Here is a 23,242-nt window from a genome sequence, read left to right as displayed (position 1 = left end):
ACCATCCAACAGGAGGAGGACAGTATGCTCAAGCAGGTCAGGCGGATCGTCACGGCGGACGACGCGAGCGGCAAATCGGAGGTTCTTTTCGACGGGATCGCCGATCATACGATCACGGTGCTCACTGAACTTTGGCGGACCGAGCCCGGACGGCACGATCACAAGACCCCCGAGGATCTTGCAAGACGATCGCGCGGTATCGAGCCGCCGCCGGGCGGTACCGTCTTCCGATACTTCCAGATCGCGCCAGAATCCGAATCCGCCCATTTGTCACCGGCCGAACGAGAAAAGTCGGCTCGGGACTGGTTCGCGGCGATGGGCTCGGCACACCTCCAGCCGGACACCTCGCGGCATGAAACCATGCATCGCTCACCAACCACCGACTACATCGTGCTGCTGTCCGGCCAGATCACGCTCGTGCTGGACAAGGAGGAGCGCGACCTCAAGCCATTCGACGTGGTCGTCCAGCGCGGCACCAACCATGCCTGGGTCAATCGCGGCACCGAGGACGCGCTTCTTCTGGCCGTGCTCGTCGACGCCCAATACGAACGCTGAGAAGGGGACACAGCCGTGAATGCTGACGAGATCCGCCATATCGCCGTTGTTGGTACGGGGACCATCGGCATCAGCTGGGCGGCCCTGTTTCTGGCCAACGGTTTCGACGTGACGGCAACGGATGTGCGTCCGGAAGCGGAGGCCGCGTTGCGCTCCGGAGTAAACCAGACCCTGCCGTCGCTCGATCGTGGCGGCAAGGCGTCTCGCAAGGGCGTGCTCCGCTTTTCCGCAAGCTTGGAAGACTGTTGTCGTGATGCGGATTTCGTGCAGGAAAACGCCATCGAGCGCGAACCTGAGAAGGTCGTTCTGCTCTCGCAGATCGACGCGGTCGTCAGACCTGACGTCGTGATCGCATCCAGCACCTCGGCGATATCCATCACGGCCATACAAAACGCCTGCACGCGGCCGCAGCGCGTCGTTCTAGGCCATCCCTTCAATCCACCCCACCTCATCCCCCTGGTGGAACTTGCCGGCGGCGAGCAGACCGAGGAGTGGGCCATCGACCTTGCCGAGCGTTTGTACAGCCGGCTGGGCAAGGCAACGATACGGCTCAACAGGGAGATCTACGGTCACGTCGCCAACCGGCTTCAGGCGGCGATTTTTCGCGAGGCGATCCATCTGCTTGAGAGTGGCGTGGCGTCGGCCGAAGACATCGACAGGGCGGTCACGGAAGGGCCAGGTTTGCGGTGGGCGCTGATGGGTCCGTTCCTCACCTACCACCTTGCCGGCGGGCGAAACGGCATTCGCGGCTTCATGCAGCAGTTCGCTCCCCTTCAGCAGCGCCTGTGGGCGGAACTTGGCGAGCCGATCCTCGACCTCGCCCTGCAGGCCCTCGTTGTGGAAGCGGTGGACAAAGCGGTGGCGGGACGAAACGTCGCCGAAATTGCCGCGGACCGCGATCGACGATTGCAAGCGCTCCTGATCGCGCGGTCGACCCCACAAGCGGAGGGAATCGGGTCATGACGTCGCCGAAGGTTATCATCAGTTGCGCGATCACCGGAGCCATCCACACACCGAGCATGTCGCCATACCTGCCGATCACGCCGGACCAGATCGCCGCATCGGCCATCGAAGCGGCGGAGGCCGGGGCGGCTATCCTTCATCTTCATGCGCGCGACCCTGAAACGGGTCGACCCACCCCGGACCCGGACGTCTACGCGAAGTTCCTGCCCCGGATCCACGAAACGACGGACGCGGTCATCAACCTTACCACCGGTGGCGGACTGACCATGACCGTCGACCAACGGCTCGAGGCCCCGCTGCGTTTCAGGCCGGAAATGTGTTCCTTGAACATGGGTTCGATGAATTTCGGAATTTTCCCGCTCGCCGAACGCCGGCACCCCTGGCTGCATGAGTGGGAGCAGCCCTACCTGCGCGGTACGCAGGACTTTATCTTTCGCAACACGTTCAGGGACATAGAACGCATCATAGAACTCCTCGGCAAGGAGCATGGCACGCGTTTCGAACACGAATGCTATGACGTGGGACACCTTTATAACCTCGCCCACTTCGTCGATCGCAAGCTGGTGGAGCCGCCTTTTCTCCTACAGACCATTTTTGGCGTGCTGGGCGGAATCGGCGCGGAATGGGAGAATCTCGCGTTCATGAAGGCGACGGCAGACCGCCTCTTCGGCGAAGCCTGCCAATGGTCGGTCCTGGCGGCGGGCCGAAGCCAGATTCCTTTCGCGACCGAAGCGGCGATGCGGGGCGGCCATGTCCGTGTCGGCCTTGAGGACAGCCTCTACATCGAGCGAGGTCAACTCGCCCTCTCCAACGCACAGCAGGTGACCAAGATCCGGACGATCATCGAAAACCTTGGTTTGCCGGTCGCGACGCCGGGCGAAGTCAGGGACCTTCTCAAGCTCAAGGGCAGGGACCGGGTCGCGATCCAGGGCGGTGCCTGAGACAAAGCCATTTCCGCAACGGACGGTCGCACAATCGAGCCTGCCTGGCGCGGTCACGGGACCACGCATCGACAAGGTGATCGCGGTATATTGCGATGTCCGCTTCCAGCTTTGGCATGGCGGGTTGCTGGTATCGCTGATACTGGTAGCTACCGAATAGAACGCAGGCCTCCGCCGATGACATCCGATTCCGAGAAGGCCGATGCGGTCGAGCAATTGCTCGATACCCCCGACCTTGCCAGCGCGCTGGAAAGCGAACAATTCAAGAAGTTCCTTGACCAGGTGCCGATTGCCATTGCCGTCTCGGACCTGGGCGCCAAGGAGCGCGTCGTCTATGCCAATCCGGAATTCGAGAAACTGTCGGGTTTGAAGGCGGCAAAGCTTGCTCGCGAACATTGGGGGGCCCTTTCAGGAACCGGCCTGCATCGGCAGCAAGATCGTCCACTGTTCGACGCCGTGGTCCAAGAAACAGATTTCGTCGGCACGTTCCGGCTAGACCGGGCCAAGGGGAAACCTGCGATCGTCGACGTCTATTCGAATGTCATCGAGAACGACAACGGTGAGGTCTGCTTCCGGCTGGTAGCGATGGTCGATGTCTCACAGCATGGCGAGACTGAGGATGCGCAGTCCGTGGAAGAGCGGGTCCGAGAAAAGGACACGCTGCTGCGCGAGTTGCAGCATCGGGTGAAGAACAATCTACAAATGATCACTGCCCTGATCCGCCTCGAAACGCGCAACGCGACCGAGCCGGATCAAAAGCGTTTCGAGCGGCTGGCGGGCCGCGTGGACGCGCTGGCGATCCTCTACCAGACACTGTCAGGTGACGATCACAAGGACGAGGTCGATCTCGGCGTGTATCTCAGCCAGATCGCGTCCGCCGTGATGAACTCGCATGCGGTCGAAGGCATTCGCCTTGACATGAAAGTCGATACCTATCCGGTCTCGATCAATGTCGCGATGCCGACAGGGCTGGTGGTGAATGAATTGCTGACCAACGCGCTAAAGCACGCCTTTCGCGGGCGCGAGGGCGGCACCATCACCCTGCACAGCACTGTTGCTGGCGACGGCTGCCGCATCATCGTAGCCGACGACGGCATCGGCCTGCCGGAAGGCGAGACATGGCCCAAGCGCGGGAAGCTGGGCGCGCTCATCGCGCATTCGCTGACGGAGAACGCCAAGGCCGAATTCGATGTCAGTTCAAGCGCAGGCGAAGGCACCAAGGTGACGATCATGTTCCGGCGTTCCGCTGCCGCGACTGTCTGACGGTCGGCGGTAACGGCGGCAATTAGGTGCCAGCCGGCCCGAAATGTTCTCCAGGATCGGCCGCGTTTGGTTTGACCAGGGATTCGACACGGTAACCGAAAATGCCGGCGAGTGGCGATGTCTTGCCATGTGCATCGAACCCTCTCGAATAAATGTGCGTCCGAAATGTTTCCGCCCTTTGGCTCGTCGGCGCTTTGGGGGCTGATCCGGCACGAATGGACGACCGTGCGCCGTCACACCTTTGTCCTGGCCTGCCATTCGTGGGCTGTCCGGATCGCAGGACTGGCAATGGAACTCATTCGGCGCTGAGAGATTTCCTGTCATCGAAATGCATGAGGTTATCTCTGATGTTAACGAACAAAGAGACCCGATTTCTAGAAGCAGGCTTGCTGCTGGCAGTGCCTGTCTGTGTCGCTATCACCGCCTTGCTCGCCCTCTTCACGCTGGGGGCATAGACGGATGTCTGCAATTGGTCGTCGTCGCGATTGCGAGGTTCGGCAACATCGGGAAGGAGGCCGGCCACAATGAACCGGTTTCTTTTCGTGACAGCCGATTTTCTGTCTCGTCCGCCAGGCTTCTACGTCATGATTGTCGCGATGGCGGCGTGTACCGCTCTGGTGCCGTTCGGGTTAACGAATGTAATCACCTATGCGCTGTCGGTAGCGGCCATCGTGATTACAGGCGTGGTCCTTATCCAGGGGTACCGAGACACCGCGGCCATCCATGCGAAGCTTGATGAGCTCATAGTCGCTCTCAACGAAGCCAGAAACGACGTGGTCGGTCTGGAGCACGCCGATCCAAAGGAGATTCGGGCAAAGTTGGACAGGCTGGAAAAAGAGGCGGCGGAGGCAAGCGCCTTGATGCCGGACGCGCGACTTGGCGCCCCTCCGACCCCAGCGTCATAATTCCCGATCGCTTCGTCGTCAGGTGCCTGCGGACGACGCCAGGTATCGTGCCGTGGTGCGTTGAGGAAAGAACGGCGGCTTAAGCCTGCAACTCCACGGTACCGACAATGGCTGGGCCGAAAAAATTACCAGGAGCGCGTCGTCTACGCATGGATGTATGGAACATTTTTGCCCGTTCGGAATTCATGAGGTCTTCTGGCCGATGGAGTTTTCATGACCCAACGACGTGTCGATAGAGAACGGTTGGAACGAGCCGATCGCGAGTCAAAACTGGCGATCGAGGCAGAGCGTGAAATTCGCAACGCCAAAACGGCGCGGCTGCGGGAGCAGCGGCTTTCGGCGGAAGCATCCGCTGGCAACCCGCGTACTGATAAATCCGACAATAGGCCGCGTGCCCACCGGTCTGTTTGATGCATGATCATTCCATGCCCGTCGCCATCGCCGCAGTGCGCAAGGCAGAAACAATGCGGCGGCAGGGCTTGGCCCGGCGCAGGCAAATGCAGCACCGCTGCAGCAGCGGCTGTTGCAGACATGGGTTTCGCGCACGCTCGCACAGTGCTGCCGTAATCCTGTCGGCAAGACGGCATGGCTCGCCGCTCAATCCACCATCTCTCGGAACATTAGTGAGACGAAAGGGTTGGTGCTTGCGACAGGCGATTCCCCCTCGTTTCGCCTGGCGAAGATCGGGTCCAAAAACCTAGGTCGACCCGCCGCTGCCGTGAATGGGGCGGCGGGTGTTTTTGTCGATGCGTCATCGATCGCTTCCTGGACCGTACAATCTCCGATTCCCGCATAGTTTATACCTTGCGCGCGATATTTGCGTAACCATTCGAGTTGAACGAGGCCGGCTGCGAGATCGGGCAAGGCTACCATTTCGGCAAGGCAATGCCTGCCACCGAGGCCTCGACATTGGTTCTCAAACGTGGCGGCAAGGGAACGCTGCGGGTCGCCTGACCTGGCCGGAGCGGCACGAGCCAGCTCGGTCGGGCCGCAAGACCAGATCGGCCGCTTCCGCCAGAGGCGGAGGTTTCCCTTGAGATGTCAAGCAAGGCTCATATTAACACCGGCCTGGAACCTTTGATCCATGAGCGTCTTTGTGTGCATGTCTCAAACCGTTGAACCACCGATATTGCCAGAGGGCAGCCCCGATCGAGAGGTCAACTGTGAAGTCGCCCTGGAAACCGCGTTCGCGGAATTGGTGACCGCTTCAGAAGCCCAGGGGTGGAAGCCCCAGGAAACTGCTGCAACTCTGCTGAAGATCGCAACGGAGCATGCCCAGCGGGTTACTGCCATGGTTGCGGCTGCTGGTGAGTCGAAAAGCTAGCCACGAGGCTTGCGAAGGGCGTTGCGTCTCGCAAGGGTTCAGAAGGTCGGCACCGCGCGGATTGCGTGCCGGCATAGCTGGTTAAACCAGCCCCTCCCGCCAATGGTGCCATTGTTGGAACAGCGGTCTTCACTCGCTGCATACCGTGGTCGATTAAGCCGAAATTCCGTCAATAGTCTCCACTCAGCCGGCGACATAATCGATGAAACAAAGGCGAGCTTTGGAGGTCGCGCGCCCCCCGAATGACGAGAGCACCAAAACCAAAATGACCAATGCGAATACGAGCCCGACAACCAACGCCATTTCGAATTTCTCACCTGGACAGTTGCAGCGGTCTTGGCCGCAAGAACGTCAGACAAAACGATCTGCCACGAGTTTCGTCTGACGTTTGGCTCAGAATGGCGCAGTCACATTGCCGAGTTCCGGGTGGGCCTTACCAACCTTGCCGGCCATACCAGTCATCGATATCCCGACGCACTCGATCCTTTTCGATGCCGTAGCGTTCCTGGATCTTGCCTTCGAGCTGTTCGCGTTTGCCGGCGATGCGGTCGAGGTCGTCGTCAGTGAGTTTGCCCCACTGTTCCTTGACCTTGCCCTTGACCTGCTTCCAGTTTCCTTCGACGCGGTTCCAGTCCATGGCGTATCGCCTCCTTGGTTTCACACAAGGCGAAACGTCGTCCGGCGATGGAGGTTCCAGGGAGGGTTTTCTGTTCGCTTGACGCGCTCCGGCGCCGAGGAAGGCTGGCGCTAGTCCGCGCGGAAGCACCGCGACCGCAACCTGACAGCGGCCCACCGACGCCCATGACGTGATCGCGGACAAGAGCCGAACAGCTCCCGATGCAACCAGATTAGCGCTGGTTGGTTCTTGATATGATTTTAAGCAAGCGGCGCCTCGATCGCCCTCCGAAAGTGGCCACTTCATGGATATCTCCATCGCGCAAACGACGGCCGAGAAAATCAAGACGGGCAAGAGTGGCCTCCTGCTCATCTCGGACAATTGTGATGCCTTCGCGGCGCGTGTTTTGGCGGCAAGAAGCGCAATCCGCTCTCTCGACCTCATGTATTACCTTTGGCACGACGACCATACCGGGCGCTTGCTCCTTCAGGAAGTTTTCCGGGCCGCCCAGCGCGGCGTGCACGTACGGATGCTCCTCGATGACGTCAATCCGCGCAAAAGCGATTCCGCGTATTTGGCTTTGAGCAATCATCCAAACATTGAGCTCAAGCTGTTCAACCCGAGCGGCATCAGGGCACGCGGCATCATGCGCGGCGTGGAAGTTCTCTTGCGCCTTTTTGCATTGACACGAAGGATGCACAACAAGGCGTGGATTGCCGACGACAACATCGCCATCGTTGGCGGGCGTAACGTTGGCGATGCCTATTTTGATGCCGCGGAAACCAATTTCCGCGACCTCGACTTGCTTCTTCTCGGTCCCGCCGTGCAGCAAACCGCCAAAATTTTCGAGACCTTTTGGGCGTGCCAGGAAGCCAAGCCAATTGATGAGCTCGGTGCGATGGCGGAAACCACGCATGTCCATTCCTTCGAAGGAAACGATGCGGAAACCGAGTCAAAGCTTTTGAACGGGATCGGTGATCGAGGGTCCATCGCCGAGTTTATCGCGGCGAGCAACGACGTGCACTGGATGGAACGCGTTCGGGTGATTTCCGACCCTCCAGAGAAGGTGCGCGGTTGGAGACGTCGCAGTTGGCTGATGAAGGAGTTGCTTCCCATCATTCAGTCGGCGCGCCATTGCGTGGAAATCGTGTCCCCCTATTTCATCCCTGGCAAGAGGGGCTCCAAGATTTTGTCCGACCTCGTTGGCGACGGGGTGGAAGTCGCGGTTTTGACCAACTCGTTGGCGGCTACAGATGTTGCCGCGGTCCATGGCGCCTATGCGAATTATCGCAAGCGGTTGCTCAGAAATGGCATCAAACTTTTCGAGCTTCAGCCCTTCAGCCGGCAGCCGGCAATCTCGGTGTTTGGGTCCAAGGGCGCCAGCCTGCACACCAAAGCCTTCAGTGTCGATGGCAGGACGGGTTTCGTCGGCTCCTTCAATTTCGATCCGCGGTCCGTGTCGTTGAATGCGGAAATGGGCGTGCTTTTTGAAGATGAGACATTGGCCGCTGAACTCCGCCAGCAATTCAAATCGGAGATATCGCCTGAAGCGAGCTATCGGCTCGAACTGAAGAACAACGTCCTGCACTGGCATGGGTGCGATGAAGGCAGGCTGCAAAACTATACGCACGAACCAGAAGCAGGGATTTTTCGCCGCATCCTGGCGGCTCTGGTCCGCCATCTTCCAATCGAGTCCCAACTCTAGGCAGCAACGCGAATCCCGGATGCGCGGGCTGGTTGGGAGGGCAAAGATCAAGGTTCCTAGAACATCCTCCCGGCCCACTGTCAAACGGCGTTGAAGATTGACCCCTTATCGGCGTGCAATATTGACCCCCTAAGGTCGGTGAGCTGATCCGATCCGATCCGTCGATGCTGCTCGGGGTTGCGCATCTGGGCGGTTCAGCGGGTTGGGGTTCAGGCGCGACGAAATCACGAAGCCGCTCGGTGAGGTCTGCCGAAAGGAAGAGCTGTTCGGGGTCGGAGACAGGTGACGAAACGACTCGGGAGATAAAGCCCTTCGACGGCCCGATTTCAGGACGCAAAGCGGTAACTGGCCGAGACTCAGGTGTTCCGAAAGTCGGGTGGGAAGATTGGCCATGTTTGGGCCCCTCGTCTCTCACCACGCGAGGAGGGAAGAGATGTGCCGGTATCACCTGCTTCCGACCCACTGCCGGATCTCGTCAGCCAATTGCTCGAGAACGCCCATCGTCCCGGCGGGGAGCGGGTCCGGAAACCGTTGCTCGGGATACGCGAGCGTTCCCCCCAGATGGACCGGCTGGACGGAGGGCATCTCGTGCTGTTCGAAAAACTTGATCATGTTGTCCGCGCATAGGCGCACACTCGGATCGTCCGCGGGATCGGTGGCGCCGTTGACGATTACCGCTCCGAGTTTTCCTTTGAGCTGTTGTCCGTCGCGCCACAGGGGATCCGATCTGTCGAGCAAGACGACGCCTAGGGCCGGCGGCATTCCGAAGCAGGTGGGAGTAGCCATCAGAATCACGTCCGACTCTTTCATGAGTGACAGAACACGATCGATCCCGTCGCCGTGGTATCCGAACGTTTGATAACACTGCTCGCACCCGAGACAGTCGATACGCTCATCGGCCAGACGCACCTGTTCCACGACCTTGACCCGCCGATCTCTCTCGAGCGAGCGAAAAACCTCGCCGAGCATCCGCGCTGAGTTACTGGACGCGCGTGGGCTGCAGTCTATTCCAATGATGGTCGTCGCTTTGTCCATGTGGGGATCCCTAGTAAGGCGTGACAGCTCGATACCGAATGGCACGGGGCGAAGTTTTGAGTATCCCTACCGATGGCTTCAAAGTCGACGATACTCTTTACCTGTGAATTTTCCGGATCACAATGTTGCCCCCCAAGGTCGGTGAGCTGATCCGATCCGTCGAGGCTGCTCGGGGTTGCGCACCTCGGTTATCGGCGTCCAATATTGACCCCCGGATGTACTTTTCGAGGCGGCACATGCGCACCGCGAGACGTCGTAGGTTGCAGCTTCGTCCGATTGACCCTGATGGTTGGCGAAACCTCAAGATATTTTTCGCGGCGATTTTCTCTTTAAAATCAAAAGCGTAATTTTTTGGCGATCCTGGCTTCGGACTTTTCGTAGCTCAAAGAAATTATTTGGCAACAATTTCAACGAGCTATACGCCATTAAAACAATCGAGTGGGAGCAGGGAGGCCTGCAGGCGATAGCAAACGCTCGGAAGATATTGATTCTTGGGGCCCCCGAACGGCGCGGACGTCAGTCTTGTGATGCTGCCCGACGGAACCCTGGCCGGACCCGTTACACTTGCTGGCCAAACCTACGCGGGTGTGTTCATCAAGCAATGATCAAAGAAGCATCTAACTCTAGTCTAACTCTTTGTTTTGACGCAAACTCCCAAGGGAAAGCGCTGTGCGCTTTTCCCGGGGAAAACCGTTTCACACTTTTCCTGGAATTGCTCAAGCTGGCCGCATTGTGGCCTGCTGAGTAGCGTACTCCTAGAGTACCCGACAGCGGCCCCGGACAGGTTCGCTACGCCCTTCAACCACTGCGGTACTCAGCCCGAGCCATTCGTTCTTGGCTTAGGCGTGCGGTGGGAGTTGAGCCCCGCTCGTCTTTGCCCGCAGCCAGTCCGAGACGCGATAGTATCGCAACATTGCGGTTGGGGCGAACGACATGAAGAAGGGCGCCCGCCGAAGTGGTTCGAGCTTCAGCGATAGGTCTTTTTCCGGGACCCCCTTCGCCCATTCGCCGAGTATGCCGCCGAGCATGCTTCCGGTCGGCACGCCGCGACCGGATAACCCTGTCAGCGCGACGACGCCCGGCGCGAGTTGATAGAATCGCGGGATGGTACGCTTCTGCATGTCCAACTCGCCGAACCAGAAATACTCCCATTTCAAGTCGCTGCCGAGCTGCGGATGAAGCCAGCGCAGGCGATCGGACATGAGGCGGTGTGTGAAGGCCATGTCCCGTCCGCGGCGGCCCATCGGGAACATCGAGGCGACGATGCGTCCCTTTGCATTGTACTTGTAGACGAAGATGTCGCCGCGGCCGTCATGCATCGTCGTATTGCGCGGCAGGATGGTTTGGCGCTCGCTGGCGGCCAGCGGTTGGGTGGCGGCTACGAACACCCTCTGGATCTTGTAGGTCTGGTCGAGGCCGGGCCATCCGTCGACGGTGTAGGCGCCGGTCGCAAAGATGACCTTGTCGGCGACAACGGTTCCTTCGCCGGCGTGCACTGCCCAGGCACCATCCTGCCGCACGACGTCGCGGACCGGAGACCCCGTGTGGACTGTGCCACCTTCCTGCATCACGGCGCGGGCCAGACCTCTTGCGTATCCCAGTGGATTGAGGTGACCGGCCTCGGAATGAAACCAGCCGCCATGGTATCGCGGGCTGCCGGTGATTTCCTCGGTCGCCTGTTTGTCGAGCACCCGCGTCTTGGCGCCGACCGCATTGTACTGCTGCGCCTTTGCCTCCAGCTTGGCGACTGCGCCTGGCGTCAGCGCGCCCATGACGTAGCCGTTCTGTTGCCATTCGCAATCGATGCCGTAGCGCTCTATCATCCCCGCGACTTGTCTGTTTGCCCCTGTCTGCCGGGCGATCAGCCTTTCGGCCCACGGTTCGCCCAGCATGGCACGCAGTTCGGGCAGGCTATAGTGGGTGAAGGTTGGCGTGCAGTGGCCTGCATTACGGCCCGACCCGCCGAAGCCGATCTCCTGGGCTTCGAGCAGAACCACATCTATGCCGTCACCGGCGAGATCGAGCGCGGTGGTCAACCCGGTGTAGCCGCCGCCGACGATGCAGACGTCCGCCCGCCTGCGCCCTTGCAGCGGGCTGCTCTCTGGCGGCGGCGGCGCGGTCGCATACCAGAGCGAGACTTCAAACGGTGAAAACCTTGCCATTCCGGGCGGCCTCACAGCATGTCGCTTCGTGCGTCGAGCGCGTCGCGCAACCCATCGCCGATAAAGTTGAAACTGGTGACCGCCAGCGTGATGGCGGCACCAGGAACGATTGCCAGCCACGGCGCGCTGTCGAGATATTGCTGGGCGCCGTTCAGCATGTTGCCCCAGCTCGGCAGCGGAGGCTGGATGCCGTAGCCGAGGAAGCTGACATAGGCTTCCAGAAGGATGGCGCGGGCAACGGTAAGCGTGGCCGCGACGATGATCGGGCCGATCGCATTGGGCAACAGCTCGCGAAACATGATGTGGCTGTTGCTGAGCCCGAGCATGCGGGCGGCGACGATGAAGTCGCGTTCGCGCAGCGAACGCACTTCCGCCTCGACGATGCGCGCGATTTCCATCCAGCTCGTTGCCGCGATGATCAGCGTGATCATGATCGGGCTGGGTTTGATGAACGCCGCCATCGCCAGCAGCAGGAAGATGTTGGGGAAGGACAGCGTCGCGTCGACGAAACGCATCAGCACCGTGCCGATGCGGCCGCCGAAGAAGCCGGCGGCGATCCCCAGCACGGTGCCGAAGACCGTGCTGATAACCATTGCGGCGAAGCCGACCAGGAGCGAAATGCGGCCGGCCATGAAGAGGCGCGCCGCGATGTCGCGGCCAAGCGGATCGGTGCCGAAGAAATGATAGCCCGTGAACGGTGGCGAGAATCGGCCACGCAGGTCGATGTAGAGATCGTCAAACGGCAGCAGCAAGGGTCCGAAGACGCAGGCCAGCACCAGCACGATGATCATCACCAGGCCGAACATCGCCAGTCGATGACGGGCAAATCGGCGTACGGCGCGGCTATGCCACCAGCGTTGCCGGGCGTGGGTGGGGACAAGGAAATCCGACTGGGTCATCGCTTCGTTCCTCAGCTCAATCGAATGCGCGGATCGACGAATGCGACGGTGAGGTCGGCGGCCAGATTGCCGGCCAGGACGAGGACCGCTGACATCATCAGCAGACCCATCACGACGGGGTAGTCGCTGTAGCCAAGACTATCGAGGAACAGCCGTCCCATGCCGGGCCAGGTAAAGACCGTTTCCGTCACCAGAGCGCCACCCAGTATTGTCGGCAGTTGCAGCCCCAGCAGGGTGATCATCGGCAGCAGGGCGTTCCCAAGGATATGGCGGATCAACACGCGTCGGGAACTCAGCCCCTTGGCCCGGGCCGTTCGCACGAAATCCTGACTGATGACGTCGAGCGTCGCGGTGCGCATGTAGCGGCTCCACACGGCGACGTTGACCAGCGCGAGAACGATGCTCGGCATGATGAGATGGATCGCGTAGTCGCCGAACGAGCCATTGCCGATGGTGTACATGTTGCCGGCCGGCAGCCATCTGAGCCGCAGCGAGAAGATGTAGATCGCGATCAACCCGAACCAGAAGGTTGGGATCGACAGCGCTATCATCGCGCCGACCGTCGCCGCGTAGTCGAAGATCGAGTATCGCCTGAGCGCGCCCAGGACACCGATCCAGGTGCCGACAAGGATGGCGATCGCGGTCGATACACCCATCAGCAGCAATGTCGCGACAAGGTGCTCCCAGATGATGTCGAGCACAGGGCTGCCGTCCCGGTAGGAGCGCCCCCAGTCGCCGCGAAGCAGATGTGCCAGCCAGTCGAGGTACTGGACGGGAAGAGGTCGATCAAGCCCCATTTGCGAGGCGATGCGGTCGAGATCCGCCTGCGTCATCCCCGGCGTCAAGCTGAACTGCGAAAGCGGTCCGCCCGGTGCCAGGTTCAGGACGGCAAAGCCGATCACCGAAACCAGCAGGAGCAGGACGAGACTTTGCCAGAAGCGTCCCAGCAGATAGCGAAGCATGCCGGTTGTCTCCGTTTTGGGTGTCCGTCGGATACAGTCGCGCCAGAGGCGCCTTGTCGGCCATGCGGGCCGAGCCGGTCATTGCCGGCCCGGCTTCGTTTGCGCGGCTATACCCAGTACCAGGCGGCCACGTCCCAGGAGTCGATGCGCACATTGATGTTAGGCTCGACGCCTTCGACACCGGACTTGTGTCCGCGGACCGTCGCGTATTGGAACATCGGCAGGAACGGCAGGTCGTTGCGGACGGTCTCCTGGATTTTCAGGTAGGCCTGCTTGCGTTTCTCCGGCACGAATTCGACACCGCCGGCCTCAAGCAGCTTGTCCACCTCCGGGCTGGCATACTGCCAGGTGTTCTGGCCGGCGCCACCCTTGGCGGGAATCGACTTCGAGCTGAGGTAGTCCGAAGTGTCGGGATCGGAACCCGTCAGGAAGTTGATGCCGACGACGACGGAATCGAATTCCGACTTCATCCAGTAGTCGCCCCACATCACGGCCGGCGGCAGGTTGGAGATCACCACCTCGACGCCGATGTCGCGATACGATTGCTGGATGAACTGCTGCGCCTGTTCGCGGATGTGATTGCCCGCCGTGGTCGAGTTCTTGAAGGAGAGGCGGACACCGTCCTTGACGCGGATGCCGTCCGCGCCGGGGAGCCACCCCGCGTCGTCGAGCAGTTTCTTTGCCTTGTCCTGGTCGTATTCCTGCTTCGGCAAATCGGGATTGTAGTAGAAAGACTGCTGCGGCATGTAGGTTTCGGTCGGGGCCGGCAGCCCATAGTAGAGGGCGTCGATGATCGTCTTCTTGTCGAGCGCATGGTACAGCGCCTGGCGAACGGCGAGTTCCTTGAACTGGGGGCGCTCCATGTTGAAGCTGAGCGATTCGACCGTGGCGGCGGGAATGACGGCGACCGACGTTCCGCTCAATGCCTTGGCTTCCTCATAGTGGTCGGCCGTGATCCACTGCAGTCCGATGACGTCGATGTCACCGGTCTTGAACTGGGTGTAAAGAACGGTCAAATCTGGAATGTACTTGTAGATCAGGCTCTTCAGATAGGGGCCGTCCCCGAAGTAATCGGTATTGGCGGCCAGTTCGATATGATCGCCGGCCATGCGTTCCACCCATTTGAACGGGCCGGTCCCGATCGGGGCGTTGTTGAACGGCGCGGTGTTCTTGTCCTCGGCCGCGCCGAGCACATGCTTGGGAACGATGAAGGTCGCGGCCAGGATCGACGGGTAGGGCGCGTAGGGCTCCTTCATCTTCCATTTGATCTCGGTTGGCGAGACGATATTCAGGTCTTGGACAAGTTCGTGGCCGGCGCGTCGCCAGCTGCGAAACTTCGGGTCGACCAGCAGTTCGAGCGTGAACTTGACGTCCTCGGCGGTGAACGGCTGACCGTCGTGCCACTTCACGTCGTCGCGCAGCTTGACGTGCCACTCGAGCCCGTCGGCCGAGATGCCGCCATTTTCGACGGTCGGCACCTCCTTGGCCAGCGCGGGGAAGAAATTACCCTTGGGATCGACACCAAACAGAGGATCGAAGACGCTGAAATGAATGCCTTCGTCGACCTCGATGTGGGGCAGATGCGGGTTGAAGACGGTTGGTTCCTGGGAAAAGCCAACGATCACCTGTCCCTTGGGTTCACTCGGCGGGGTTGCCGCAAGGGCCCTGCCTGCTCCCGCCAGGTTAGGCATGGTGAGGCCGGCGGCACCGGCGATTGCCATTCCGAGCGCCTGACGACGCGTCGGTCGAAAGATAGTGCTGCTGCTCTTGTCTGACATTGGAGGCTCCTCTTGATAGTGTTCCACTTTCGCTGCGTTACGCTCTCTTGTCGGAGCGCTTATAATCCAGTGATCGGCGCGATCTTCGATCCGTCCGAAAACCGCGACCATCGAAAATCCATGGGATCGACGATCGGCGATCGTCCGGTGACGATATCCGCCATCAGCCTGCCTGCCGCGGGGCCGATACCGAAACCATGGCCGGAGAAACCCGTTGCCACATGAAAGCCGGGCACGCCGTCGACGGCGGAAATGACAGGAACGGCGTCGGGCGTGACATCGATGTAGCCGGCCCAGCGCTGCGCCACCTGTGCCTTTTCCAGAACCGGAAATGCCTTGCGGGCATTCGCAAGGACGCGTTCCGAGCCTTTCTTGGAAGGCTTGGGATCGAGCACGCGGCAGTATTCGAAGGGGCTCGCCTCATCCATCGCCCAGCGCGTCGGCATCTTTGCCTCGTCAAGAAAACGACCCCCCAGGCGGAATTGAAGCGATCGCCACTCTGTCTTCCAGGCCGGAAGAAAATCGCGCGCATAGCGAAAGGAGTTGGGTACGATGTCGACGAGATTGCTCATGCTGGAGGCGACGGTGTAGCCACCGTCCTGGCGCTTGCGGATGGCGAAGTTGTTTGCCCACACGGCTTGGTCCGGCCCGTTCTCGACAGGGGTCGTGCGAAGAACCGTGTTCATGACCTTCAACTGCGGCAGGTCGAGGCCAAGCGTTCCGCAAAACAGGTTCGACCAGGCGCCTCCGGCAAGGACAACCGCCTTGCAGGCAATGAAGCCACGTTCGGTCACCACGCCCGAGACGGCGCCGTTGGTCGTCTCCACGCCGCGCACGGCACATTCCGTGAGTATGGCGGCGCCGCGGTCGCGTGCGGCTTCGGCAATCGCGGGCGCCGCCTTCTGCGGCTCGGCGCGACCGTCGGCGGGCGTGTAGAGCGCTCCTTTGACATCGAGATTGGCGCCGGGGAGGAGGTCACGCAATTCGCCCGGGCTGATCATTCGCGACTCGAGCTGATAGCCTTCGAGGTGTCGTCCCCAGCGCTCGTGCTGTTCGTATTCCTTGTCGTCCGCGCAGGTGAACACGATTCCGGCCCGGGCATAGCCGGTGTCTCGTCCCGTCCGTTCGGAGAGCCTCGCCCATATCCGCAAGGCTTCCGCCATCAGCGGGACCTCGCGTGGATCCCGCCGGGAAATGCGAACCCAGCCCCAGTTGCGGCTGGACTGTTCCTGTCCGATCCCGCCCTTTTCGCACAGGGCGACCCGCAAGCCTCTCTCGGCCAGTTCCAATGCCGTCGAGGTGCCGATGATGCCGCCACCGATGACGACGCAGTCCACCTCCTTTGGCAGCTCGATATCTCCATGGACGGGGACGACGAACGGTCCGGGCATGCTCAGTACGACTCCTCAAGCTGGCAATTGATGGAAAATTCCGCGACGCTCGCATGGTCGGGCAGATCGAGAAGCAAGCCGATGATGCGTGCGAGGTCGTCCGGATCGGTCATCAGCGCATCGGCGCGATCGGTGATGCCGCGAGCCATGTCGGTGGCGACGAAACCGGGACAGACTGCCGTGGCCCGAATTCCGAGGTCCCACCCCGCCTGCCGGATGCCGTGGGAGAGCGCGACGGCGGCAAACTTGGAGATCGAGTAGGAACCTGCTGCCACGGACTTGACCCGCTTGCCCGACAGCGAGGCGAGAATGATCACCCGTCCGGCGCGGCTGGCCGCAAGCGATGCCCACGACGCACGGACCAGGCGGCGCGGAGCCTTGACGTTGATCTCGAACATGCGATCGAGATCAGTGTCGTCGATGTCGATGACCGACTTTGGAACCATGATGCCCGCGCTGGCGATAACCGCGTCGATACGCTTGAAGGCCTCGATGGTGCCGTCGACCCACGTCTGTTCGCTGCCGGCCTCCGTGGCATCGTAGGCAAACACGCGGACGCGCTCGCTATCGGCCCAGTCGGGCCGCACCGGCTCGCGCATGCCCAGCGACAATGTCCAGCCCGTTTCGAACAGGTGCCGGGCGCAAGCCGCACCGATGCCGCGGCTGGCACCGGACACGAGTGCCACACGCTGGCCGGCTCGGCGTCCTGTGGGTTTCGTCATTGGTCGAGTCCCGCGGTGCGGCGGTAGACGCGCCGCAATATGTCCAGCAGACGCTTCTGGTCTTTCTCGGGCACATCAGCGAAGAAATCACTGGATTGCTTGGTGGCGATCTTGCGCACCTTGCGGGCGAGGTCTGCCCCCTTCGGGGTGATGTGGAGTTCCTGTGCGCGTCCGTCGTCCGGCGCGGCCTGACGCGTGATCAGTTCGTGATCGATCATCTGGTCGACTAGCCTGCCCATGGCGGAGCGATCGCGCATGATGAGTTGCGCGATGACCGAGGGCCGTATTCCTGGATGGCTGTCGACCAGGAGCAGGGTGGTGATCTTGCCCGTCCCCCGGGCAACGTCGAGACCTTCCAGGCGGTCATCGAGATCGCGCGAAAGCGCTATGTTGATGCTGCGGATATAGAAGCTCAACGTGTCTTCAAGGACATCCAGCCCGACTGTCTCGACGGGATAAGGCGGACCTTTTTTCTTCACCGGCATCGAACACTCTCCAGAGGCTGTCGTGGACAGCCTTCATCGAGATCGCCGCAGCCCCATCCGGGGTTGTCGAGGGTCTTTCTAGGACATGATTGAGCGGGTAGTGGATAAATGCAACTACTTTTAGTGGACAAACGCAACTATTCTGCTCGGCGGCAAGCCCGGCGCGGCGCGCATCGGCGGCCTGATCAAGGAACAGGCGTGCGGCCGCGCCTTTGGGCGCGATCTTCATCGTCCAGAGAAGGGATCCTCAGCCTCGCCGGCGGCTCAAGCGGCCGGCACCCATTCCTTGCCGGGAATGGCGGAGATCAGTTGCCTCGTATAGGGGTGATGTGGCGACCGGAATATCTGCGAAGGCGGGCCGCACTCCACGACTTCGCCGCGGTTCATCACCAGGATCTCGTCGCAGATGCGGCTTGCCACCCTCAGGTCGTGAGTGATGAAGATCATGGCGATCTTCATTTCCTTCTGGATGCCGGCCAGCAGATCGAGGATCTGCGCCTGGATGGAGACATCGAGGGCTGAGACCGCTTCGTCGGCGACCAGGACCTTGGGATCCATCATCAGAGCCCGTGCGATGCCGATCCGCTGACGCTGGCCGCCAGAGAATTCGTGCGGAAAGCGGTCATAGGCACCCTCGTCGAGGCCGACCAGACGCAGCAGTTGCAGCGCCTTGGCGCGCGCTTCCTGGGCGGACAGGCCATGCGCCATCGGGCCGACGGTGAGGATCTTGGCGATCGTATGGCGCGGATTGAGCGAAGCGAACGGATCCTGGAAGATCATCTGGATGTGCGGCCGCATCGGCCGGAACTCGGAGTCAGAAAGCGCGGCGATATCCTTGCCGTCGAACAGGATGCTGCCTCCGTCGCTGTCCAGGAGTTTCAGCAGGACGCGGCCCAGCGACGATTTCCCCGAGCCGGACTCGCCGACGATGCCGAGTGTCCTGCCCTGGCGAACCTCGAAGCTGACCTGCTTGACGGCATGCACGATGCGGGACCGCGAGAAGAAGCCGATGCCCGGCCGATATGTCTTGTCGAGTTTCTGCACCTCCAGCACGATCGGAGTATCCTCACGCGCCTTCGTTTCGCTCTCGATCATATGCGGGACGGCGGCGATCAACCGCCTGGTGTAGGGGTGGCTTGGATTGCCCAGCACGTCGGCGACGGCGCCTTGTTCGACCATCACGCCTTTCTCCATGACGATGACGCGATCGGCGATTTCCGCGACAACGCCAAAATCGTGCGTGATGAACATGACGCTCATGTTCTTTTCGCGTTGCAGCCGCCGGATCAGGGCAAGGATCTGCGCCTGGGTGGTAACATCGAGAGCTGTCGTCGGCTCGTCGGCGATCAAAAGATCGGGCTCGAGTGCGAGCGCCATGGCGATCATGACGCGCTGGCGTTGCCCGCCGGAGAGCTGGAACGGATACTGGTGGCGCAGAACCTCCGGCTCCGGCAGGCCGACTTCGCCGAGCAGATCGACAACCGCCTTGGTGCGGGTCGCCGAAGTGCCGGACCGGTGTGCTTCCATGACCTCCGCCACCTGCTGGCCGACAGTCATCAGCGGATTGAGCGCCGAAAGCGGATCCTGGAAGATGATGGAGACCGAACGGCCACGCAGGCTCCGCATCACGTCTTCCCCGGCGCTGGCGAGATCGTGGCCCTTGAACCGTATGCTTCCCTGCGCAATCCGCACCGAAGACGGCAGCAGGCCCATGATGGCATTCGCGGTGACCGACTTGCCGGAGCCGGACTCGCCGACGATGCACAGCATCTCGCCCTTCCTCATGTCGAAGGATATGTTTTCGACCGCGTTCTCACGCTCCATGTTCTTTGGCAGACAGATGGTCAGATTTCGAACAGAGAGAACAGTCTGCTCGCTGGGCTCGACAGGTGTCGTTTCGCTCGGCGCCATGGCTTGGCCTTTCGAAATCCAATGATCTGACCGGGCATACTAGCCGCACATCCTACCTTCAGCGCAAGCCCCGACGACTATTTCATTCGTCGGCCAGCCGACGAACCATTGGCGTCCGGGGTCGCGTAATATGCGGTTTCGGACTAGGGACCGTTTCCCTCAGCCTAGACGAACATCATGACGATGATCGCGCCGATGATGATCAGGACAAGGCCGCCGATCAGCATCGGCAACAGGCTATTGTCCGGGTCGATACCAGACTCAAACTGCCTTGCTATCGGTTTGTCGCTCTTCTTTGCTTCAACCATGGTTCGTCTCCGTACGAGAAAAAATCCGCAGCTTGCGGCAACAGGGGCCGCGCTTGCGCAGGTGATTGTGACGGCTATCTGCTCTGTCCGAATCGGTGCGGATGTGATGCCGCGCTTGATTCTTCGCTGCGCGACATTTTGTAAGGAGTCATCGATCTACGCGCCGCTTCGCGCCGGGCCGGAAGGCTGGGGTGGTGACAGCCTGCCGAGGAAATCCTGAGGCATGAGTGTGACGTCGGCCAGCGTGTAACGGTCAAGGATGCTCTGGAAGGAGGCCATCGCTTCGCCAAACATGCTCGAAAGCTTGCAGGAGTGGGTGAGCACGCATTGGTTTCCGGTGGCAAAGCACTCCACAACCGCGAAATCCGGCTCGGTCAGCCGTATGACATCGCCGATCCGGATCATCTCGGGCCGGAGCCCCAGAGCAAGGCCGCCGGAGCGGCCCCGGACTGCTTTCAGGTAGCCGCTGCGCGTCAGGGTGTTGGCGACCTTGTTGAGGTGTGTTTTCGACACCCCGAAGGTGCGCGCAGTCTCCTCGATCGTGATCAGGCGGTCGCCGGCGGAGGCTGCGTACATCAGCATCCTCAAAGCATAGTCCGAGAAGTTGGTCAGCCTCACGGGCGTTTCCTTTCTTGGATCGGCGTGCTGCTATGGGACCTTCTTGCAAACCAATTCGGCCTCACAGGTCTTTCTCGGCAATCGGCTCGATGCCAATCGTGGTCTCGCCACGGTTGAAGGCGACCGCAAGACGAAAGCTGTGAGCGATGCGCAACGCGCGATCCATGAAAAGCGCCGCCACCTCGGGCGGGCAGATGCGGCGCACCGTGGCGCGAAACAATTTCAACCAACGCCGGAAATGCACCTCACCAAGGCCGGCTATCGCCAGATGTGGCGGCAGGGGCCGCCCTTCATATCGGGTCGTTCGCAGGAGCGTCGCGGACCAGAAGTCACACATCTTTCCCAGATGACGCGGCCATTCGTCGGGCTGTATCTTCTGGTGGAAGATGGGGCCGAGAAGCTCATCGCGGCGAATTTCATCATAGAAGCCGTGAACCACACCATGGATCATGGTCTCGTCAAGCACATCCGGCAACGGGACGCCGTCCAGGACGATGGTGCTCTTGCTGCGGCGGGTTCCGCTCATATGCGCTCCTGGTTCACAAGGCCGAGGCGGCATTGGGCATCTTTGCTTGCACATGCGGCGCTCTGCCGGTCGAGCGGCAACTACGAAGCATCGCCTAGACCATCGAGTCAAAATGCGCAGGCGCTGCAATTCCCGCGATGACGATCGACGGGTTTGCGTTGCCCGCTATGTCCTAGCGTGGAATGGAGCCAGCATTTCAGTTAAAAGATATATTGTCAATGTATGTTATGCATGCACGACCTGCAGGGCCAGGGACGCGGCCGTTGAGCCGTATTTCATTGCTGAAGCTCGCTGCCGGTCACGTCGTTTCGTGAAGGACCACCGGCCCCTCGCTGCGCTGATCGCGATTTCACAATTCCAGGTCTCAGGGCGTGCTGAGTTCGGCGCCCTGTCTCGTACATCGCGGCTGGCGGGAATTGCGAGCGCGCCAGCTTGCCAAGGCACCTCCTCTGCCCGCGTGGGAGGTGCCTGCGTGGGATGCCACACAAACGGGAGAACGCGCGCCTATTGCGAACTGCCGGAAATCTGACACCTCGTGCTAGGGCCTGGCCCAGGTTCCGGCTCTATTTGTCATCAGGCGGCCGAAGCCCGGACCACATGTTCCTGACCGCGCGATAATGCGCGTCGGGCTTGTGCTCCGTGACCCGCAGGCCAAGGCGGGAAGCGGAAAGATGGCCGATCGCGGACAGGATTGCGTAGCTTGCGAGAACCTCGTCGCGCTCGCTCGAGACACGATTTATCTGCGTCGTAATCAGCGACGCCTGCGCATTGAGGACATCGAGCGTGGAGCGCTGCCCGACGTTGCGTTCTTCGATAACGCCCTGCAAAGCCAGCTGTGCCGCAGAGATGGCTTGTCGATTTGCCTGAACCGCCACCCCGGCAGCCTGATATTGGCTCCACTGTGACGCTAACGCGCTGCGAACCTGATCCCGATTGACATCAACTTCTATCCGCGCTTTCGCCAGCGACGCCTTGGCCTGCCTAATCTCGGCCGAGGCTTTGCCGCCTTGATATATAGGAACGCTCAAGGTCGCGCCGATCTCCGCCGAGTTGTAGTAGCCGTTGGGAGAGTACGAGATCTCAGGCGAGTAGTTCTGATAGAGACGGGTGACGCTGGCTTCAGCCGAGGCGCTTGGAAGAAGTGCCCCCTCGGAAGACTTCACCGAGAATTCTGCTGCATCGACGAGATGCTCTGGACCGAGAATGGCTGGATGATCGGCCTGCGCGATCGCGAACGCGGCCTTGAGCGTTGAAGGCAGCAATTTGGCAACCGGCCTGGTTGGCTGTAGCTTCCCCGGCGCTTCACCTACTACCTGGCGATACGTTGCTTCACTGGACAAGACCGACGCCTCGGCGCTGGCCAATTGGGATAGTGCCTCGGCTTGGCTGGCCTGCGCCTGGGCGACATCGGTGCGCGCGCCATCTCCAACTCGAAATCGGTCCTCGGCCGCGCGCAATTGTTCATTCAGAAAGGCTAAGTTCTTTCTTCGCAAGGCGACAATCTGGCGATTTGCAAATACATCGGTGTAAGCACTTACGGCTGCATACAGGGTGTCCTGTTCAGCGCTACGCAGATCTTCATTTGAGGCTTTCACCTTCGCCTCGGCGACGTGTACGTTGTTAGGCGTCTGGAATCCGTCGAACAGAGTCTGATCCAACGTTATCCCGAAGGAACCTGTCGACAAGCGACTGCCCGGGGAAATAAATCCCCCTGTTGAAAGCTTCGTCTTGGATTGGGAAAGATATCCGACGCTGGCGGAGCCATTGACTGTCGGCCTCAAGCCGGACTTCGCTATCGCAACATTTTCATCGGTGATCCGCACACCGGCGCGGGATGAATTCAACGTCGAATTCAGCGCATACGCCTTCGACATTGCGTCGAAGACAGTCTCGGCCCGTCCAAGTGCCGGCGTGAAAATGCATGTCAGAAAAACCGCCGCGGACTGAAGCTTACTAACCATTCACCTGACTTTCGCAATCGCAGCATCCGCCTTGGGCCGAAAACAAATAGATGTTTCGTCACAATGATAAATCACCAAAGTTTGAAAAACTTGACAAGCCTCTGAAGTTTGCCAAATAAGGTTGTCTCAAGAACTACATTTTCGCCAGGAATGCGCCGTTTAATGCCAAGCCTGTTTTTTGAGGATTTCTTTCGCTTCAAAGGTAGTACAAT

The 23,242-nt window shown here is 60.5% G+C and carries 22 protein-coding genes; 8 read left to right on the top strand and 14 right to left on the bottom strand.

Going from position 1 to position 23,242, the window contains the following annotated elements:
• Positions 1-24 precede the first annotated feature (24 nt).
• From AC56QP_RS08980 to AC56QP_RS08950, 7 genes are all read left to right on the top strand, one after another.
• A complete protein-coding gene (locus AC56QP_RS08980; protein ID WP_489860026.1) occupies positions 25-555 on the top strand; it encodes a cupin domain-containing protein in 531 nt (176 codons plus the stop codon).
• Between the two features lie 15 nt (positions 556-570).
• Complete coding sequence (locus AC56QP_RS08975) at positions 571-1,518, top strand: 3-hydroxyacyl-CoA dehydrogenase NAD-binding domain-containing protein (RefSeq protein WP_489860027.1); 948 nt, start codon at positions 571-573, stop codon at positions 1,516-1,518.
• Complete coding sequence (gene kce / locus AC56QP_RS08970; RefSeq protein ID WP_489860028.1) at positions 1,515-2,459, top strand: 3,5-dioxohexanoate:acetyl-CoA acetone transferase; 945 nt, start codon at positions 1,515-1,517, stop codon at positions 2,457-2,459. Before AC56QP_RS08975 ends, kce begins: the two co-directional genes overlap by 4 nt.
• A 177-nt stretch (positions 2,460-2,636) precedes the next feature.
• Positions 2,637-3,722 (top strand): sensor histidine kinase, encoded by a 1,086-nt coding sequence (locus AC56QP_RS08965; protein WP_497100604.1) that lies wholly within the window; start codon positions 2,637-2,639, stop codon positions 3,720-3,722.
• Positions 3,723-4,246: 524 nt separating this feature from the next.
• Entirely contained in the window at positions 4,247-4,627 is a 381-nt protein-coding gene (locus AC56QP_RS08960; protein ID WP_489860029.1) for a low affinity iron permease family protein, read from the top strand.
• Between the two features lie 213 nt (positions 4,628-4,840).
• Positions 4,841-5,038, top strand: coding sequence for a hypothetical protein (locus AC56QP_RS08955; protein ID WP_489860030.1), 198 nt, complete (start codon positions 4,841-4,843; stop codon positions 5,036-5,038).
• Between the two features lie 673 nt (positions 5,039-5,711).
• On the top strand, positions 5,712-5,951 hold the full coding sequence (locus AC56QP_RS08950; protein ID WP_489860031.1) for a hypothetical protein: 240 nt from the start codon (positions 5,712-5,714) through the stop codon (positions 5,949-5,951).
• A 433-nt stretch (positions 5,952-6,384) separates the two neighbouring features.
• Here the strand turns inward: AC56QP_RS08950 and AC56QP_RS08945 are convergent, their stop codons facing one another.
• Positions 6,385-6,588, bottom strand: a complete 204-nt coding sequence (locus tag AC56QP_RS08945; RefSeq protein WP_489860032.1) for a CsbD family protein — start codon at positions 6,586-6,588, stop codon at positions 6,385-6,387.
• A 283-nt stretch (positions 6,589-6,871) separates the two neighbouring features.
• Here AC56QP_RS08945 and AC56QP_RS08940 point away from each other — a divergent pair, with 283 nt between their 5' ends.
• Positions 6,872-8,272, top strand: a complete 1,401-nt coding sequence (locus tag AC56QP_RS08940) for a phospholipase D family protein (protein ID WP_489860033.1) — start codon at positions 6,872-6,874, stop codon at positions 8,270-8,272.
• Between the two features lie 444 nt (positions 8,273-8,716).
• Here AC56QP_RS08940 and AC56QP_RS08935 read toward each other — a convergent pair whose 3' ends face one another.
• From AC56QP_RS08935 to AC56QP_RS08875, 13 genes are all read right to left on the bottom strand, one after another.
• Complete coding sequence (locus AC56QP_RS08935) at positions 8,717-9,307, bottom strand: flavodoxin family protein (RefSeq protein WP_489860034.1); 591 nt, start codon at positions 9,305-9,307, stop codon at positions 8,717-8,719.
• 839 nt (positions 9,308-10,146) lie between these two features.
• Positions 10,147-11,469, bottom strand: coding sequence for an NAD(P)/FAD-dependent oxidoreductase (locus tag AC56QP_RS08930; RefSeq protein ID WP_489860035.1), 1,323 nt, complete (start codon positions 11,467-11,469; stop codon positions 10,147-10,149).
• A gap of 11 nt (positions 11,470-11,480) precedes the next feature.
• Positions 11,481-12,368 (bottom strand): ABC transporter permease, encoded by an 888-nt coding sequence (locus AC56QP_RS08925; protein WP_489860036.1) that lies wholly within the window; start codon positions 12,366-12,368, stop codon positions 11,481-11,483.
• 11 nt (positions 12,369-12,379) lie between these two features.
• On the bottom strand, positions 12,380-13,330 hold the full coding sequence (locus AC56QP_RS08920; RefSeq protein WP_489860037.1) for an ABC transporter permease: 951 nt from the start codon (positions 13,328-13,330) through the stop codon (positions 12,380-12,382).
• A 107-nt stretch (positions 13,331-13,437) separates the two neighbouring features.
• Complete coding sequence (locus AC56QP_RS08915) at positions 13,438-15,108, bottom strand: peptide ABC transporter substrate-binding protein (RefSeq protein WP_489860038.1); 1,671 nt, start codon at positions 15,106-15,108, stop codon at positions 13,438-13,440.
• Between the two features lie 59 nt (positions 15,109-15,167).
• Positions 15,168-16,499 carry an NAD(P)/FAD-dependent oxidoreductase gene (locus tag AC56QP_RS08910; protein WP_497100605.1) on the bottom strand — a complete coding sequence of 444 codons (1,332 nt, stop codon included), beginning with the start codon at positions 16,497-16,499 and terminating at the stop codon, positions 15,168-15,170.
• A 2-nt stretch (positions 16,500-16,501) separates the two neighbouring features.
• Complete coding sequence (locus AC56QP_RS08905; protein WP_489860039.1) at positions 16,502-17,221, bottom strand: SDR family NAD(P)-dependent oxidoreductase; 720 nt, start codon at positions 17,219-17,221, stop codon at positions 16,502-16,504.
• Positions 17,218-17,706, bottom strand: a complete 489-nt coding sequence (locus tag AC56QP_RS08900; RefSeq protein ID WP_091581864.1) for a MarR family winged helix-turn-helix transcriptional regulator — start codon at positions 17,704-17,706, stop codon at positions 17,218-17,220. The genes AC56QP_RS08905 and AC56QP_RS08900 overlap by 4 nt, the downstream gene beginning before the upstream one ends.
• Positions 17,707-17,970: 264 nt before the next feature.
• Positions 17,971-19,617 (bottom strand): ABC transporter ATP-binding protein, encoded by a 1,647-nt coding sequence (locus AC56QP_RS08895; RefSeq protein WP_489860040.1) that lies wholly within the window; start codon positions 19,615-19,617, stop codon positions 17,971-17,973.
• A 164-nt stretch (positions 19,618-19,781) separates the two neighbouring features.
• Positions 19,782-19,925 (bottom strand): hypothetical protein, encoded by a 144-nt coding sequence (locus AC56QP_RS08890; protein ID WP_489860041.1) that lies wholly within the window; start codon positions 19,923-19,925, stop codon positions 19,782-19,784.
• A gap of 156 nt (positions 19,926-20,081) precedes the next feature.
• The gene (locus AC56QP_RS08885; protein ID WP_489860042.1) at positions 20,082-20,543 is read right to left on the bottom strand and encodes an RrF2 family transcriptional regulator; all 462 of its coding nucleotides are present in this window, start codon (positions 20,541-20,543) and stop codon (positions 20,082-20,084) included.
• Between the two features lie 61 nt (positions 20,544-20,604).
• Positions 20,605-21,069 (bottom strand): group III truncated hemoglobin, encoded by a 465-nt coding sequence (locus AC56QP_RS08880; RefSeq protein ID WP_489860043.1) that lies wholly within the window; start codon positions 21,067-21,069, stop codon positions 20,605-20,607.
• Between the two features lie 563 nt (positions 21,070-21,632).
• Positions 21,633-23,030, bottom strand: coding sequence for a TolC family outer membrane protein (locus AC56QP_RS08875; RefSeq protein ID WP_497100606.1), 1,398 nt, complete (start codon positions 23,028-23,030; stop codon positions 21,633-21,635).
• Positions 23,031-23,242: the final 212 nt, after the last annotated feature.

The organism is Mesorhizobium sp. RCAM 05104, assembly GCF_059683645.1.
This window is presented reverse-complemented; position numbering and strand designations above follow the sequence as displayed.